The 15,291-nt window shown below is 72.2% G+C and carries 15 protein-coding genes; 10 read left to right on the top strand and 5 right to left on the bottom strand.

Features of this window, described 5'->3' with window-relative positions; all coding sequences use genetic code 11:
• Positions 1 to 25: 25 nt before the first annotated feature.
• Genes deoC through ACIQNG_RS02460 form a run of 3 tightly spaced genes read left to right on the top strand, consistent with a single transcriptional unit; the run spans position 26 to position 3,301 of the window.
• Positions 26 to 973 (top strand): deoxyribose-phosphate aldolase, encoded by a 948-nt coding sequence (deoC, locus tag ACIQNG_RS02470; protein WP_401437292.1) that lies wholly within the window; start codon positions 26 to 28, stop codon positions 971 to 973.
• Between the two features lie 5 nt (positions 974 to 978).
• The gene (locus ACIQNG_RS02465; protein ID WP_401482308.1) at positions 979 to 2,415 is read left to right on the top strand and encodes an aldehyde dehydrogenase family protein; all 1,437 of its coding nucleotides are present in this window, start codon (positions 979 to 981) and stop codon (positions 2,413 to 2,415) included.
• On the top strand, positions 2,408 to 3,301 hold the full coding sequence (locus ACIQNG_RS02460; RefSeq protein WP_401482307.1) for an aldehyde dehydrogenase family protein: 894 nt from the start codon (positions 2,408 to 2,410) through the stop codon (positions 3,299 to 3,301). Before ACIQNG_RS02465 ends, ACIQNG_RS02460 begins: the two co-directional genes overlap by 8 nt.
• A gap of 55 nt (positions 3,302 to 3,356) precedes the next feature.
• Here ACIQNG_RS02460 and ACIQNG_RS02455 read toward each other — a convergent pair whose 3' ends face one another.
• Positions 3,357 to 3,755: a hypothetical protein gene (locus tag ACIQNG_RS02455; protein ID WP_401437299.1), complete on the bottom strand. Its 399-nt coding sequence runs from the start codon at positions 3,753 to 3,755 to the stop codon at positions 3,357 to 3,359.
• 132 nt (positions 3,756 to 3,887) lie between these two features.
• Here ACIQNG_RS02455 and ACIQNG_RS02450 point away from each other — a divergent pair, with 132 nt between their 5' ends.
• Positions 3,888 to 4,523 (top strand): uridine kinase, encoded by a 636-nt coding sequence (locus ACIQNG_RS02450; RefSeq protein ID WP_401437302.1) that lies wholly within the window; start codon positions 3,888 to 3,890, stop codon positions 4,521 to 4,523.
• Positions 4,524 to 5,085: 562 nt separating this feature from the next.
• On the opposite strand, the gene ACIQNG_RS02445 is transcribed toward ACIQNG_RS02450, so the two are convergent.
• Positions 5,086 to 5,865: a SigE family RNA polymerase sigma factor gene (locus ACIQNG_RS02445; protein WP_401437304.1), complete on the bottom strand. Its 780-nt coding sequence runs from the start codon at positions 5,863 to 5,865 to the stop codon at positions 5,086 to 5,088.
• A gap of 239 nt (positions 5,866 to 6,104) precedes the next feature.
• Between ACIQNG_RS02445 and afsQ1 the strand changes: the two genes are divergently transcribed.
• The 5 genes from afsQ1 to ACIQNG_RS02420 all read left to right on the top strand — a co-directional run bounded on the left by afsQ1 (position 6,105) and on the right by ACIQNG_RS02420 (position 10,413).
• Complete coding sequence (gene afsQ1 / locus ACIQNG_RS02440) at positions 6,105 to 6,782, top strand: two-component system response regulator AfsQ1 (RefSeq protein ID WP_401437307.1); 678 nt, start codon at positions 6,105 to 6,107, stop codon at positions 6,780 to 6,782.
• Positions 6,779 to 8,368 (top strand): ATP-binding protein, encoded by a 1,590-nt coding sequence (locus ACIQNG_RS02435; RefSeq protein ID WP_401482306.1) that lies wholly within the window; start codon positions 6,779 to 6,781, stop codon positions 8,366 to 8,368. The genes afsQ1 and ACIQNG_RS02435 overlap by 4 nt, the downstream gene beginning before the upstream one ends.
• Positions 8,369 to 8,682: 314 nt before the next feature.
• On the top strand, positions 8,683 to 9,303 hold the full coding sequence (locus ACIQNG_RS02430; RefSeq protein WP_401437311.1) for a hypothetical protein: 621 nt from the start codon (positions 8,683 to 8,685) through the stop codon (positions 9,301 to 9,303).
• A 230-nt stretch (positions 9,304 to 9,533) separates the two neighbouring features.
• On the top strand, positions 9,534 to 10,103 hold the full coding sequence (locus ACIQNG_RS02425; protein WP_401482305.1) for a VanZ family protein: 570 nt from the start codon (positions 9,534 to 9,536) through the stop codon (positions 10,101 to 10,103).
• A gap of 106 nt (positions 10,104 to 10,209) precedes the next feature.
• Positions 10,210 to 10,413: a PspC domain-containing protein gene (locus ACIQNG_RS02420; RefSeq protein WP_401437317.1), complete on the top strand. Its 204-nt coding sequence runs from the start codon at positions 10,210 to 10,212 to the stop codon at positions 10,411 to 10,413.
• Between the two features lie 166 nt (positions 10,414 to 10,579).
• On the opposite strand, the gene ACIQNG_RS02415 is transcribed toward ACIQNG_RS02420, so the two are convergent.
• Both ACIQNG_RS02415 and ACIQNG_RS02410 read right to left on the bottom strand, forming a co-directional pair.
• Positions 10,580 to 10,930, bottom strand: coding sequence for an ATP-binding protein (locus tag ACIQNG_RS02415; protein WP_401482304.1), 351 nt, complete (start codon positions 10,928 to 10,930; stop codon positions 10,580 to 10,582).
• 182 nt (positions 10,931 to 11,112) lie between these two features.
• Entirely contained in the window at positions 11,113 to 12,297 is a 1,185-nt protein-coding gene (locus ACIQNG_RS02410) for an adenosine deaminase (RefSeq protein WP_401482303.1), read from the bottom strand.
• A gap of 113 nt (positions 12,298 to 12,410) precedes the next feature.
• On the opposite strand from ACIQNG_RS02410, the gene ACIQNG_RS02405 reads away from it, so the two are divergent.
• Entirely contained in the window at positions 12,411 to 13,169 is a 759-nt protein-coding gene (locus ACIQNG_RS02405) for a prolyl oligopeptidase family serine peptidase (RefSeq protein WP_401437326.1), read from the top strand.
• Between the two features lie 1,141 nt (positions 13,170 to 14,310).
• Here ACIQNG_RS02405 and ACIQNG_RS02400 read toward each other — a convergent pair.
• The gene (locus ACIQNG_RS02400; protein ID WP_401437329.1) at positions 14,311 to 15,264 is read right to left on the bottom strand and encodes a LysR substrate-binding domain-containing protein; all 954 of its coding nucleotides are present in this window, start codon (positions 15,262 to 15,264) and stop codon (positions 14,311 to 14,313) included.
• Positions 15,265 to 15,291 lie beyond the last annotated feature (27 nt).

Raw genomic sequence — 15,291 nt, 5'->3', positions numbered from 1 at the left:
GCGTAGATATGCTCCCCTGGTGACCATGCCCACCTCTGTACACACGCTCACGGACGTGGCGGCCTCCGACAGCGCGCTGCGTCGGTTTCTGCACGGGCTGCCCGGAGTCGACGCCGTCGGTCTGGAGGCGCGTGCCGCCTCGCTCGGGACGCGCTCGATCAAGACGACCTCGAAGGCGTACGCCATCGATCTGGCCATCTCCATGGTCGATCTGACGACGCTGGAAGGCGCGGACACCCCGGGCAAGGTCCGGGCGCTCGGCGCCAAGGCCGTCCGCCCCGACCCGACCGACCGTACGGCCCCTTCCACCGCCGCGGTCTGCGTCTACCCCGACATGGTGACCACCGCCAAGGAGGCCGTCGCCGGCTCCGGCGTCAAGGTCGCCTCCGTCGCCACCGCCTTCCCGGCCGGACGCGCCGCCCTCTCCGTGAAGCTCGCGGACGTGCGCGAGGCCGTGGCCGCGGGCGCCGACGAGATCGACATGGTCATCGACCGCGGTGCCTTCCTCGCGGGCCGCTATCTGAAGGTGCACGAGGAGATCACGGCCGTGAAGGAGGCGTGCGGCGCGGCCCGGCTCAAGGTCATCTTCGAGACCGGCGAGCTGTCGACGTACGACAACATCCGCCGCGCGAGCTGGCTCGGCATGCTGGCCGGGGCGGACTTCATCAAGACGTCCACCGGCAAGGTCGCCGTCAACGCCACTCCCGCCAACACCCTCCTCATGCTGGAGGCGGTCCGCGACTTCCGCGCCCTGACCGGCGTCCAGATCGGGGTGAAGCCGGCCGGCGGCATCCGCACCAGCAAGGACGCGGTGAAGTTCCTGGTGCTGGTCAACGAGACGGCGGGCCCGGACTGGCTGGACAGCCACTGGTTCCGCTTCGGCGCCTCCTCGCTCCTCAACGATCTGCTGATGCAGCGCCAGAAGCTGGCCACCGGCCGCTATTCCGGCCCCGACTACGTGACGGTGGACTGATCATCATGGCTTCAGTGTTCGAGTACGCACCGGCGCCCGAGTCCCGTGCGGTCGTCGACATCGCGCCCTCCTACGGACTGTTCATCGACGGCGAGTTCGCGGACGCGGCGGACGGCAAGGTCTTCAAGACCGTCTCCCCGTCGTCCGAGGAGGTGCTGTCGGAGGTGGCGCAGGCCGGTTCCGACGACGTCGACCGCGCGGTGCGGGCCGCCCGCAAGGCGTTCGAGAAGTGGTCGGCGCTGCCGGGCGCCGAGCGCGCCAAGTACCTGTTCCGTATCGCCCGGATCGTCCAGGAGCGCAGCCGTGAGCTGGCGGTGCTGGAGACCCTGGACAACGGCAAGCCGATCCGGGAGACGAGGGACGCGGACCTGCCCCTGGTCGCCGCGCACTTCTTCTACTACGCGGGCTGGGCCGACAAGCTCGACCACGCGGGCTTCGGCGCGCAGCCGCGCCCGCTCGGCGTGGCGGGCCAGGTCATCCCCTGGAACTTCCCGCTCCTCATGCTGGCGTGGAAGATCGCCCCGGCCCTGGCGACCGGCAACACGGTCGTCCTGAAGCCGGCCGAGACGACGCCGCTGTCCGCGCTCTTCTTCGCGGACATCTGCCGCCAGGCGGGCCTGCCCAAGGGCGTGGTGAACATCGTGACCGGCGACGGCCGCACCGGCGCCGCCCTGGTCGCCCACCCGGACGTCGACAAGGTCGCCTTCACCGGTTCCACGGCCGTCGGCAAGGAGATCGCCCGCACGGTCGCGGGCACGAGCAAGAAGCTCACCCTCGAACTGGGCGGCAAGGGCGCCAACATCGTCTTCGACGACGCCCCGATCGACCAGGCCGTCGAGGGTGTCGTCAGCGGCATCTTCTTCAACCAGGGGCAGGTCTGCTGCGCGGGCAGCCGCCTCCTGGTCCAGGAGTCGATCCACGACGAGCTGCTCGACTCCCTCAAGCGCCGTCTGTCCACCCTGCGCCTGGGCGACCCCCTGGACAAGAACACGGACATCGGCGCGATCAACTCCGCCGAGCAGCTCGCCAGGATCACCGCCCTCGCCGACCGGGGCGAGGCGGAGGGCGCGGCCCGCTGGACGGCCCCGTGCGAGCTGCCCGCCGCGGGCTACTGGTTCGCGCCGACGCTCTTCACCGACGTCACCCAGGCCCACACCATCGCCCGCGACGAGATCTTCGGCCCGGTCCTGTCGGTCCTCACCTTCCGCACCCCGGACGAGGCGGTCGCCAAGGCCAACAACACCCAGTACGGCCTGTCCGCGGGCATCTGGACGGAGAAGGGCTCCCGCATCCTCGCGGTGGCGGGCAAGCTGCGCGCGGGCGTGATCTGGTCCAACACGTTCAACAAGTTCGACCCGACCTCGCCGTTCGGCGGCTACAAGGAGTCCGGCTTCGGCCGGGAGGGCGGTCGCCACGGCCTGGAGGCGTACCTCGATGTCTGATCGCGCAGAACGCTTGACTGTCTTCAAGACCTACAAGCTGTACGTCGGCGGGAAGTTCCCGCGTTCGGAGAGCGGCCGGGTGTACGAGGTGACCGACTCCAAGGGCAACTGGCTGGCCAACGCGCCGCTGTCCTCCCGCAAGGACGCCCGGGACGCGGTCGTGGCCGCCCGCAAGGCGTTCGGCGGCTGGTCGGGCGCGACCGCCTACAACCGCGGTCAGATCCTCTACCGCGTCGCGGAGATGCTGGAGGGCCGCCGCGACCAGTTCGTCCGCGAGGTCGCGGACGCCGAGGGCCTGTCGAAGTCGAAGGCCGCGGCGGTGGTGGACGCCACGGTCGACCGCTGGGTCTGGTACGCGGGCTGGACCGACAAGATCGCCCAGGTGATCGGCGGCGCCAACCCGGTGGCGGGCCCGTACTTCAACCTCTCGACACCGGAGCCGACGGGCGTGGTCGCCGTCCTGGCCCCGCAGAAGTCCTCGTTCCTGGGCCTGGTCTCGGTGCTCGCCCCCGTGCTCGCCACCGGCAGCACCGCGGTCGTCGTGGCCAGCGAGCGCTCGCCGCTGCCGGCCCTCTCCCTCGGGGAGGTCCTGGCCACCTCGGACGTCCCCGGCGGAGTCGTCAACATCCTGTCCGGCCGTACCGCCGAACTGGCCACCCCGCTCGCCGCCCACCAGGACGTCAACGCCATCGACCTGGCCGGCGCGGACGAGTCCCTGGCGAAGGACCTGGAGATCGCCGCCGCCGACAACCTCAAGCGCGTCCTGCGTCCACAGCCTGTGGATCACACGGCGACGCCGGGGATCGACCGGATGACGGCGTTCCTGGAGACGAAGACGGTCTGGCACCCGACCGGGGCGCTGGGCGCGGCGGGCTCCTCCTACTGACCCTACTGAGCCACGCCGGGCCGCGGCCGGGCCGCGGGACCGGCCGGGCCCGCGCTCACCCGCCCAGCAGCGGGCCGACCAGCGGCAGACTCCCCACCGACGGGGCCTGGGCCACAGGCCCCGTCAGCATTTTCGACGTCAGCGGCTTGAAGTCGGCGAGCTGGGTCCCCACCCCGTTGTCCAGGGGGTCGACCCCGGTGCCGGCCAGGGGGTTCGGCTTGAGTCCGGCCACCGGGCCGGTCACGTACTGGACGGACCCCGTCACCCCCGCGAGCCCGGCCGCCGGGTCGATGTTGCCGAGGCTGGTCGGCCGGGTCCGCATCACATCGAGCACCGGCTCCGCCTCGGCCGCCGCCGAGACCCCGGCGCCGGCGCCGAGCGCGACGCCCGCCGTGGCGAGGACGGCCAGCGCCCGCCGGGTCCGCGGCTGAGGAGAGATCGAGTGTCGGCCCATGAGTGCCACCTTCTGTCGAGCATCGCGCCGGGTCATCATGTCGACACGAAGGGTAGTTGAGGTGTGACGCGCGCATCAAAGCCGACCCGCGGGCTCGTTCGGCGCCCCCTCCATACCGCAGACTGGTGACCCGTGAGTTCCCATCCGCCCATACCCACGCGTGTCGTGCTGCTCTGCGGCCCGTCCGGCTCCGGCAAGTCCCTGCTCGCCCGGCGTTCCGGTCTCCCGGTGCTGCGGCTGGACGACTTCTACAAGGAGGGCGACGACCCGACGCTGCCCCAGGTGAGCGGGGGCTCCGACATCGACTGGGACCATCCGCGGTCCTGGGACGCGGACGCGGCCGTCTCCGCGATCACCGACCTGTGCCGCACGGGCCGTACCAATGTCCCGGTCTACGACATCGCGGCCAGCGCCCGTACCGGCGAGGACAGTGTCGACATCGGCCGCACCCCGCTGTTCGTCGCGGAGGGCATCTTCGCCGCCGAGATCGTCCAGCGCTGCCGGGACCTCGGGGTGCTGGCGGACGCGCTGTGTCTGAGCCGGGGCCCGGTGCGGACGTTCCGGCGCCGTTTCGTGCGGGATCTCAAGGAGGGCCGCAAGTCGGTGGCGTTCCTGCTGCGCCGCGGCTGGCGGCTGCTGCGCACCGAGCGTTCGATCATCGCCCGGCAGGCCGCGCTGGGCGCCCATCCTTGCGACCGTGACGAGGCGATGGGGCGGCTGGCGGCAGCGGCGGCGGGCCGGTGCGCGGGCGCGCGGACACCGTCGTAGCCCCCCGGCCCCACGTTCACGCGGACGTCCGGTTCCGGGCGGACGTCCGGGTCCGGGCGGAACACCGGGTCCGGGCGGACGACCGGTCCCGCACGGGAACCCGGTCCACTGCGGACACCCGGTCCACTGCGGACATCCAGCCCCCTGCGGGCATCCAGTCCCCTGCGGACACCCGGTCCCGCACGGACCTCCGGTCCCCTGCGGCAGACATCCGTCCCCTGCGGATACGGGCCTGCGCGCACCCGCGCACCCGCGTACAACGGGAAGCGGGACTGGACGGACCCCCCGGCCCTCCAGTCCCGCTTCCTTCGTGCTCCCCCGTTTTTTCTTGCTTCCCCCGTGTTTCTTTCTTTCCCTCCCCTTGTTCCCCCGTGTCCCCGTGTCCCCCGTTCCCCTCGGTGCTTCCCCCCAGGGCCCTGTTACCGCAGGCTCCCCCCGGACCCTGTAGACAAGACCCCTCTTCCCTCCCCCTGATACACCCCCGAGGAAGTTTTTTTTCGACGCCCTTCAGACGCCGTGTTCCAGACGTCGGGTTTCAGACGTCGTGTTTCAGACGCCGTCCTCAGGCGACCAGTTCGCCGAAGGCGTCCTCCTGGTCGCGGCCGAAGCTCAGGACCTCGTCGTCGCGCAGCCGACGCAGGGAGCGCCAGATGCTGGACTTGACCGTGCCCACGCTGATGTCGAGTATCTCGGCGATCTCCGGGTCCGTACGGCCCTCGTAGTAGCGCAGGACCAGCATGGTGCGCTGGAGTTCGGGCAGCCGGGCGAGCGCCTGCCACAGGACCGCGCGCAGTTCGGTGCCGCGCATCGCGTCCGAGTCACCGGGCGTCTCCGGCAGTTCCTCGGTCGGGTACTCGTTGAGCTTGCGGCGCCGCCAGGCGCTGATGTGCAGATTGGTCATGGTGCGGCGCAGGTAGCCCCCGACCGCCGCCTTGTCGCTGATCCGGTCCCAGGCCCGGTACGTCGAGAACAGCGCGCTCTGCAACAGGTCCTCGGCCTCGAACCGGTCACCGGTCAGGTGGTACGCGGTGGCGTACAGAGAGGCGCGGCGCTCCTGGACGTAGGCGGTGAACTCCACCTCCGACACCGAGCGACGCTCCCCCGGCTCCTCCCTGTACGCGGCTCCCCCGTGCGTCTCCCCCGAGACGCCCGCCCCCGTACCCCCCGTACCGTCCCCCGTGTGTCCGTCAACCACCGTCATGTACGCGGTGTGCTGACGTCCGGTGCCGCGAGCGCACCCCCGCCCGCTCACGGCACCGGACTTCTCGGAACCCCGGCCCCCGTTCACGTCGTGCAGACGCGTGATCACTGCGCTGGTGCTGGTGCGGTGCAGCGTGTTCATCTCGCGCCCCCCGTCGTGGACTTCCGGTGTTCGGTCTTGCGGTGTTGCCGCTCCCCCGCTGGTGCCGAGAACTCTGCCGAAGCACCTTCATCACCGTGTCCGCCGACTGTCACAGACCTGTCACAGGCCCCTGTGACGGGAAGTTCCAAGATCACGCGTGATGCGATCGGCACCCGATCCGCACGTGATCCGCACCCGCAGGTCGAACAGCACACCCTCCATGGGCCAGAATGACCCCTGTGCCTTCCCTGTTGCTGATCGAGGACGACGACGCCATCCGTACGGCCCTGGAGCTCTCACTGACGCGCCAGGGACACCGCGTGGCGACCGCTGCCAGTGGTGAGGACGGTCTGAAACTGCTGCGTGAGCAGCGGCCGGACCTGATCGTGCTGGATGTGATGCTGCCCGGGATCGACGGTTTCGAGGTGTGCCGGCGGATCCGGCGCACCGACCAGCTGCCGATCATCCTGCTGACCGCGCGCAACGACGACATCGACGTGGTGGTCGGCCTGGAGTCCGGTGCCGACGACTACGTCGTCAAGCCCGTGCAGGGCCGGGTGCTGGACGCCCGGATCCGCGCGGTGCTGCGCCGCGGCGAGCGGGAGGCGAACGACGCCGCGACCTTCGGCAGCCTCGTCATCGACCGCGCCGCGATGACCGTCACGAAGAACGGCGAGGATCTCCAGCTCACCCCGACCGAGCTGCGGCTGCTGCTGGAGCTGAGCCGGCGGCCCGGTCAGGCGCTGTCCCGGCAGCAGTTGCTGCGGCTGGTGTGGGAGCACGACTACCTGGGCGACTCCCGGCTGGTGGACGCCTGTGTGCAGCGGCTGCGGGCCAAGGTGGAGGACGTACCGTCCTCGCCGTCGCTGATCCGTACCGTCCGGGGTGTCGGCTACCGGCTGGATCCGCCTCAGTGACAGAGCGGCAAGGGGGCTCCCGCGGCTGGGCCGCGGCACGCAGGGCGGTGCTGTCCGGGCTGCGCTTCACCAGTCTGCGGCTGCGGGTGGTGGTGGTCTTCGGGCTGGTCGCGCTGACCGCCGCGGTGTCGGCGTCGGCGATCGCGTACTGGCTGAACCGCGAGGCCGTGCTGACCCGCACCCAGGACGCGGTGCTGCGCGACTTCCAGCAGGAGATGCAGAACCGGGCGGGTTCGCTGCCCGCGCGCCCGAACCAGAACGAGTTGCAGCACACGGCGGGCCAGATGGCCGACAGCAGCCAGCGTTTCACCGTGCTGCTGGTCGCGGAGGACGCCGACGGCGAGACGGTGTCCGGCGGTTCCGGCGGCCTGAACGGCTTCTCGCTCCAGGATGTGCCGGGGTCGCTGCGTACGGCGGTGAACAAGCGCCAGTCGACCGATGACGGGGGCGCGGCCGGGGACGCGCCGTACCACCTGTTCTGGCAGCGGACCGTGGACGACGGCACCCCCTATCTGGTGGCCGGGGCGCGGGTGATCGGCGGCGGGGTGACGGGCTACATGCTCAAGTCGCTGGAGCCGGAGGCCAAGGATCTCAACTCGCTGGCCTGGTCGCTGGGGATCGCCAGTGGTCTGGCGCTGATCGGCTCGGCGCTGCTCGCGCAGGCCGCCGCCACGACCGTGCTCAAGCCCGTGCACCGGCTCGGGGTCGCCGCGCGGCGGCTCGGTGAGGGCCGGCTGGACACCCGGCTCGCGGTGTCGGGCACGGACGAGCTGGCGGATCTGTCGCGGACCTTCAACAACGCGGCCGAGGCGCTGGAGAAGCGGGTGGACGACATGGCCGCGCGGGACGAGGCGTCCCGGCGCTTCGTCGCCGACATGAGCCATGAGCTGCGGACGCCGCTGACCGCGATCACCGCGGTGACCGAGGTGCTGGAGGAGGAACTCGACTCCGAGAGCGGCGGCCTCGACCCGATGATCGAACCGGCGGTGCGGCTGGTGGTGAGCGAGACCCGGCGGCTCAACAGCCTGGTCGAGAATCTGATGGAGGTCACCCGCTTCGACGCGGGTACCGCCCGGCTGGTCCTGGACGATGTGGACGTGGCCGACCAGATCACCCACTGCATCGACGCGCGCGCCTGGCTGGACGCCGTGGACCTGGACGCCGAGCGCGGCATCCACGCCCGGCTCGACCCGCGCCGCCTGGACGTGATCCTCGCCAACCTGATCGGCAACGCCCTCAAGCACGGCGGCTCCCCGGTGCGGGTCTCCGTACGGGAAGACGGCGACGAGGTCGTGATCCAGGTCCGGGACCACGGGCCCGGCATCCCCGAGGACGTCCTCCCGCACGTCTTCGACCGCTTCTACAAGGCGAGCGCCTCCCGCCCCCGCTCCGAGGGCAGCGGGCTGGGGCTGTCGATCGCCCTGGAGAACGCGCACATCCACGGCGGCGAGATCACCGCCACCAACTCCCCCGAGGGCGGCGCGGTGTTCACCCTGCGGCTGCCGAACGACGGTTCCCCGCTGGCGGAGGCCGACGAGGAGGAGCGCCGCGCGGGCGGCGACACGGGAAGCCGGGGAAGCGCGTGACGATGGAACGGCCAGGACGGCGAGGACGGCCAGGACGGCGGGGGCAGCGGGCACGGCTGGCATGGCTGGCACGGCTGGCGCAGCGGGGACCGCTGGCACGGCTGGCGCAACGGGAGCCGCTGGCGCAGCGGGGGCGGCGGGAGCAGCAGGGGCAGCCGGGACTGCGGGGAGAGCAGGGCGGGCGAGGCGGGCCGGACGGGCGGGACGGGCAGGACAGGCAGGACAGGCCGGACAGGCAGGACAGGCCGGACAGGCAGGACGGGCAGGACGGGCAGGACGGGCAGGACGGGCGGGACGGGCAAGGGGAGCGCCGGATGAGCGGGCGGACGGGGCTACGACGGTGTCGGGTGCTGGCGCTGCCGGTGCTGGCCGTGCTGCTCACGGGGTGCGGGATCCGGGCGACGGAGGTGCCGACCGACTTCGGGGCGGCGCCCTCGCGCGCGCACTGCACGCCCGCCGGTCCCGAGGTCACCGCCCGTGCCGCGCCCGGTTTCCCGGCCCAGGTGTTTCTGCTGTGCCGCTCCTCGCTGGTGACCGTCGACCGGCAGGTGGCGGCGGTCCCGCAGAACACCACGGAGGCCGTGCGCCGGGTGCAGGTGGCGCAGGGCCTGCTGGACCAGCTCGCGGAGGCGCCGTCGGCCGCCGAGAAGGAGGCCGGCTACACCACGGAGGTCCCCGAGGGCCTGGTGGTGTCGGGGCCGCACGGGCGGGACCCGGGCGAGACCCTGCGGCTCAGCGTGCCGCCCGCCGACCTCACCGCGTACGCCCTCTCGCAGATCGTCTGCACCTTCTCCGACTCGGAGGCCGCCGAGGGAGACGGCTCGGTCGTCCTGGGCGGCCCGCGGAACGCCGTGCTCCGCTACGAGTGCACCGACGACGTCCGCACCCGCCCCGGCATCCGGACCCCACCGGCCACGGAAGTCACCCCGGGCTGACGGGTCCGCCCGGGGCGGCCACGGGGGGCCACGGGGGCCAAGGGGGGCCACCACGGAGGCCACGGAGGCCAAGGGGGGGCACGGGAGGGCACGGGAGGGGTGCCGCAGGGGTGCACGGGGGGCCACGAGGGGTGTCGCAGGGGTGTGCCGCAAGGGTGTGGTGCACGCCTCATCCGGTTCTGTCCGGGGCCCGCGGAACCGATGCGGCCGGGGGGCGCGTCTTCGGGGGCGTGCAGCGTCAAGGCTCCAGGGGCGGTAGCGCCGCGGTCCGTGTCCGGGTGACGGGAGGTGTCCTCCTCGTCGCGCATCTCGCGTTCGTCGGCTGGCTGACACTGCGCCCGCTGGACGTGCCGTGGGTGATGCCGGCCAACCTGGAGCCCTTCGCGGGGATCCGGGCGGATCTGGCGCTCGGCCCGCGTGAGGCGGTGCTCCGGATCGGCGAGGCCGTCGCGCTGCTGGCGCCGCTCGGGGTGCTGCTGCCCGCGGTGGGCGGCCGGCTCCATGTCTCTCCGCTCGCGTCCCTGCTGAGCACGATCGCCGCGGGCGCCCTGATCTCGACCGGCATCGAACTGCTCCAGACCGGCGTGCCCGGCCAGGTGACCGACGTCGACTCCCTCTTCCTGAACATCGCCGGTGTCACCCTGGCCCACCTCGCGGTCGTCCCCGCGGCCCGCGCCCGGCTGCGCCGCCGTGCGGCCCGCCCGCGGCCCCTCATGGACGCCCTGGGCGAGCCCCTCCCCCAGGACGAGACCGCTCAGGGTCGCACCCCGACGATTCCCAGGGTCGGGATCGCCCCGTAGAGCGACGCTTGGGTTGGTTCGTCCTCGTACCGTGGAGTACGGAGTGGAGTACAGCCGAGGCCACCGCACCGGGGGCCCGTACGAGCCGCTCACGAAGGAGAGAGTCATGAACCGCCTCGCCCGCCCCACCAACGGCCGCGTCATCGGCGGTGTGTGTGCCGCGCTGGCCCGGCGCTTCGGCACCTCCGCGACCACGATGCGGGTGATCTTCCTGGTGTCCTGTCTGCTGCCGGGCCCCCAGTTCCTGCTCTACATAGCGCTGTGGATCCTCTTCCCCTCCGAGGAGAAGGCGGCGCGTCCGGCCTGGTGAGCACCCGCCCGCGCACCGGCGGGCGCCCACGACGCACGACCGAGGGGCGCACCCCACCCGAGGTGGAGTGCGCCCCTTAGGGGTCGGGAGCCGGGCCGACCGAGGGCCGGGGTCCGGGTCAGCCGAGGAGGCTAGAGCCGGGTCAGCCGAGGGGCCGGGATTCGGGTCAGCCCAGGGGGATGCCGTTGACCGGGAGACCGTGCGTCGGGAGTCCCTTGATCGGCAGTCCGCCGAGGAGACCGGCGACGGGCTGGGTCGGGCCCTTGGCGAGCATCTGCTGGGCGAGCGGCTGGGCGGCGGCCAGTCCCGCACCGAGCGCGTTCTGCCCCTGGTGCACCGCCTCACCGGCACCCGGCAGCGCAGCCGCGAGGTTCTCGGCGGGCAGGGTGCGGGTGACGGTGTCCAGCGCCTGACCGGCGTCGGGGGCCACCGGGGCGGCGTTCGCGGCACCCGTGCCGGCGGCGGCGAAGGCGACACCGAGAGCGGCGACACCGAGGGTCTTGGCAGACTGCTTCATCTTGAATATTCCTTCGACTGAACTCGAAAGGGGATGACGGGGAACGACGGGGACGACGAAGAGGCGACGGGAAATGGGAAGCGGTCCACGAACGTAAACACGCCGGGCCGTCCGCCGCAAACATCGAAATGCGGACGACTGGTGGACGCGTACCGCGTCAGCGGCTCTCCGTTGTCCCCCGTTCAGCCCTGTTCGTCCGCAGAACCGCTGGTGGAGGCGGTCTGCTGGAACAGCCATTCGGACTTCAGTTCCGCGTATCCGGGCTTCACGACCTCATTGATCATGGCGAGTCGTTCATCGAAAGGAATGAAAGCTGACTTCATAGCATTGACGGAGAACCACTGCATGTCGTCGAGCGTGTATCCGAATGCCTCGACGAGATGCTCGAATTCCTTGCTCATACTGGTCCCCGACATCAGACGGTTGTCGGTGTTGACCGTGGCGCGGAAGTGGAGCCGCCGCAGCAGTCCGATGGGGTGCTCGGCGTAGGAGGCGGCGGCACCGGTCTGGAGGTTGGAACTGGGGCACAGCTCCAGCGGGATCCGCTTGTCCCGGACGTACGCGGCGAGCCGACCCAGCGTCACCCCGCCGTCGTCGGCGACCTGGATGTCGTCGATGATCCGTACGCCGTGACCGAGCCGGTCGGCGCCGCACCACTGGAGGGCCTGCCAGATGGAGGGCAGTCCGAAAGCCTCTCCGGCGTGGATGGTGAAGTGGTTGTTCTCGCGCTTGAGGTACTCGAAGGCGTCGAGGTGACGGGTGGGCGGGTAACCGGCTTCCGCGCCCGCGATGTCGAAGCCCACGACGCCCAGGTCCCGGTGACGGTTGGCGAGTTCGGCGATCTCCAGCGCGCGGGCGGCGTGCCGCATCGCGGTGAGCAGCGCGCCGACGCGGATCCGCCGGCCGTCCTCCCGGGCCCGGCGCTCGCCCTCGCGGAAGCCCTCGTTGACGGCCTCCACGACCTCCTCCAGGCTCAGCCCGCCCGCGAGGTGCTGCTCGGGGGCGTACCGCACCTCGGCGTAGACGACGCCGTCCTCGGCGAGGTCCTCGGCGCACTCGGCGGCGACCCGGACCAGCGCGTCCCGGGTCTGCATCACACCGACGGTGTGGGAGAAGGTCTCCAGATAGCGCTCCAGGGAGCCGGAGTCGGCGGCCTCGCGGAACCAGAGGCCGAGCTTGTCGGCGTCGGTCTCGGGAAGCGCGGAGTAGCCGGTCTCCCGGGCGAGGTCGACGACGGTGCCGGGGCGCAGGCCGCCGTCGAGGTGGTCGTGGAGCAGCACTTTGGGGGCCCGGCGGATCTGGTCCGGGGTCGGCAGGTTCCGCTTCCGGTCAGTCGGGCCCGTCTTTCCGTCAGTCTGGCTCGTCATTTTCGCACTCTAACGCCTACGCGCGTAGATCGCCCGCTGTACAGAACCGTCGATACGTAACGGTGACCGCCCCGGAGGGGGGCGGACACCCCGGCGTCTGACACTGTTCTGCCATGGCACAGCAAGCGACGCCGGTGCGCAGCGCCCGGCTGGGGCGGGCGCTCGGCGCGGAGCCGGCGACGGTGGGCGCGGTGGTGCTGCTGCTGCCCGGCGGTGACGAGGTCTCACAGCGCAGACCGTCCCCCCTGAGAGCCGCCGCGGCCGTGCGTCCCCTCGGGCGCCGGCTGCTGCGCGCGGCGCGCGGCGAGGGGCTGGCCGCGCATGTCGTGCACTACCGCTACCGCGGGTGGAACGGCGCCGACGCCACGCTCGCCGAGGACGCGACGTGGGCCGCCGACGAGGTCGTACGGCGCTACGGCGATGTGCCGATCTGTCTCGCCGGGGTCGCCATGGGCGGCCGGGCGGCCCTGCGCGCGGGCGGGCACGAGGCCGTCGACTCGGTGCTCGCGCTGGCCCCTTGGCTGCCGGAGGAGGGCGGGGCGGAGTCACCCGAACCGGTGAAACAGCTGGTGGGGCGGCGGGTACTGATCGTGCACGGCACCCACGACGAGCGGTCCGACCCCGAGCGGTCGTTCCGGCTGGCGGCCCGGGCGAAGAAGACCAACCGGGACGTGTGCCGCTTCGAAGTCCACGCGGACCGGCACGGGTTACAGCAGTACCGCGACGAAGTGCACGCGCTGGCCGCGGACTTCTTGATGGGCACGCTGTACGGCCGGGCCTTCTCCCGCCCGGTACGCGACGCCCTGGCGGCACCCCCTCCACTGGGCCTACGGATGCCACTGGCCGCGGGCTTCGGAAAAACCCTCCGTTAGCCGACGTCCGGGCAGCGAAGGCTGCGGCGCGCTCGGGGCACCGACTCTCGGCCGCAGACTCTCGGGGACGCTGCCTCTTGGGGGCGCTGCCTCTTGGGCCAACGGCTCTGGGACCGCCGCCCCAGCGACCTGCGCCCTACGGGCCTCGGCTGCACGGACCTCGGTCCACCCGGCCGACGCCCTACGGCTCACCGCTCGGCGGACCTCACACCCACGGACCGCCGGGCCATGGACCGCGGACGTCACGGACCCCGGCCCCAGGGATCGCACGCGCCATGGACCTCGGGCGCCACGGACTGCGTCCCACCGACGTCAGCCCCGAGGCCGCCGCCCTACGGACACCTCACCCAAGAGCCTCCGTCCCACAGACCTCAAGTCCAGCAGCCGCCGTCAGAAGCCGCGCTCCCACCAACCGCCGCCACACGGTTGCCGCCCCGTGGGCCCGCCGCGCGGACCGCCGTACGGACCACCGCGCCATGGACCTCGGGTGTCACGAACCGCAGCCGCAGCCGCCACGGACTGCCTCCCACCGGCGTCAGCCCCGTAGGCCGCCGCCGCCCACGGACCTCGTCCAGGAACCTCCGCCCCACGGGTTGCCGCCTCATGGGCCCGCCGTGCAGACCGCCGCACGGACCGCGGCGTCACGGACCGCAGACGCCACGGACCGCGTCGCCGGCGTCAGCCCGTAGGCCGCCGCTCCACGGACCTGTTCGGGAACCTCCGTCCCATCAACCTCCGTCCCACGGACCTCAATTCCAGCAGCCGCCGCCAGGAGCTGCGCTCCCACCACCCGCCGCCCCACGGGTTGCCGCCCCGTCGGCCCGCCGCACGGACCCCCGCGCCGCGGGTCCCGCCAGGCCCCACGGTCCTGCTGGCTTCGGCCCCCAGGGCGCCGCCCCAAGAGCCCCGGCCCACGGGCTGCCGTCCACCAGCCCCCTCCCCCCAGGCCCCGCCGCACGCGCCTCCGCCCACCACCCACCACCTCACGCCCCCGCCTCCCGAACCTCCACCCACCCGCCGCCACCCACCGGCCACCCACCGCTCACCACCACACGAACCGCCGCCCCACGAACCCCCCACCCACCCGCTGCCGCCAGGCACGGGCACAGGCACGGGCACAGGCACGCCCACGGCCCCCGCCTCACTCCGGTAGGAGATTGCCCCGTTTGGAGAGCAGGAACTTCTTGAAGGCTGTCACGGGCGGTGTGTCGGGGTGGCCTTCCAGCCAGGCGACGCCGATTTCACGGACGGCTCTGGGGGCGGTGACGGTGAGTTCCACGACTCCCGGGCGCGGGACGGTCGGTGGGGGGAGCAGGGCCACGCCCAGGCCCGCCGCGACCAGGCCCCGTAGCGTCTCGGTCTCCTCGCCCTCGAAGGCCACTCGGGGTTTGAAGCCGGCGTCCTGGCAGAGGGCGTCGGTGATGCGGCGCAGTCCGTAGCCGGGTTCGAGGGTGACGAAGGTTTCGTCGGCGGCCTCCGCCAGGCGGATCCGGCGGCGGGCGGCGAGCCGGTGGTCGCCGGGGACGACGAGCCGGAGCTTCTGTTCGTCCAGGCGGCGGGCGACCAGGTCGGGGGCATCGGGGACGGGGGAGGTCAGACAGAGGTCCAGTTCGCCGGCCCGCAGGCCCTCCAGCATGGCCTCGCCGTGGTTCTGGACCAGCGCGAAGCGGATGCGGGGGTGGTCGTCGCGGAAGGCGTGGAGCAGTCCGGGGACGGTCTCGGCGCCCATGGTGTGCAGAAAGCCGAAGGCGACCTTGCCGGTGGCCGGGTCGGAGTCGGCGCGGACCTCCTCGGCGGCCCGCTCGATCTCCGCGAGGGCCCGTTCGACGGAGGCGAGGAAGGTGTGGCCCGCGGTGGTCAGGGCGACGGTGCGGCCACGGCGGGCGAAGAGTTCGACGCCCAGGTCCTGTTCCAGCCGGACCACCGCCCGCGAGAGCGTGGACTGGGGGACGTTCATCTCCTGCGCGGCCCGCGTGACGTGCTCGGTGCGGGCGACCCCGGCGAAGTGAACGAGACGTGGCGCGAGCAGCGCGACGATGTCTTCTGTGTCACTGCCCGGTGACAGCCGCCCCGGTGACCTCTGCTGATGCTTCATGGGAACGATTATGGCGATTCCATGCAT

Origin of the sequence: Streptomyces sp. NPDC091377, from assembly GCF_044757045.1 — a bacterium.
Lineage (GTDB): Bacteria > Actinomycetota > Actinomycetes > Streptomycetales > Streptomycetaceae > Streptomyces.
The sequence above is the reverse complement of the archived record's forward strand: the minus strand, read 5'-3'. Positions and strand labels throughout refer to the sequence as shown.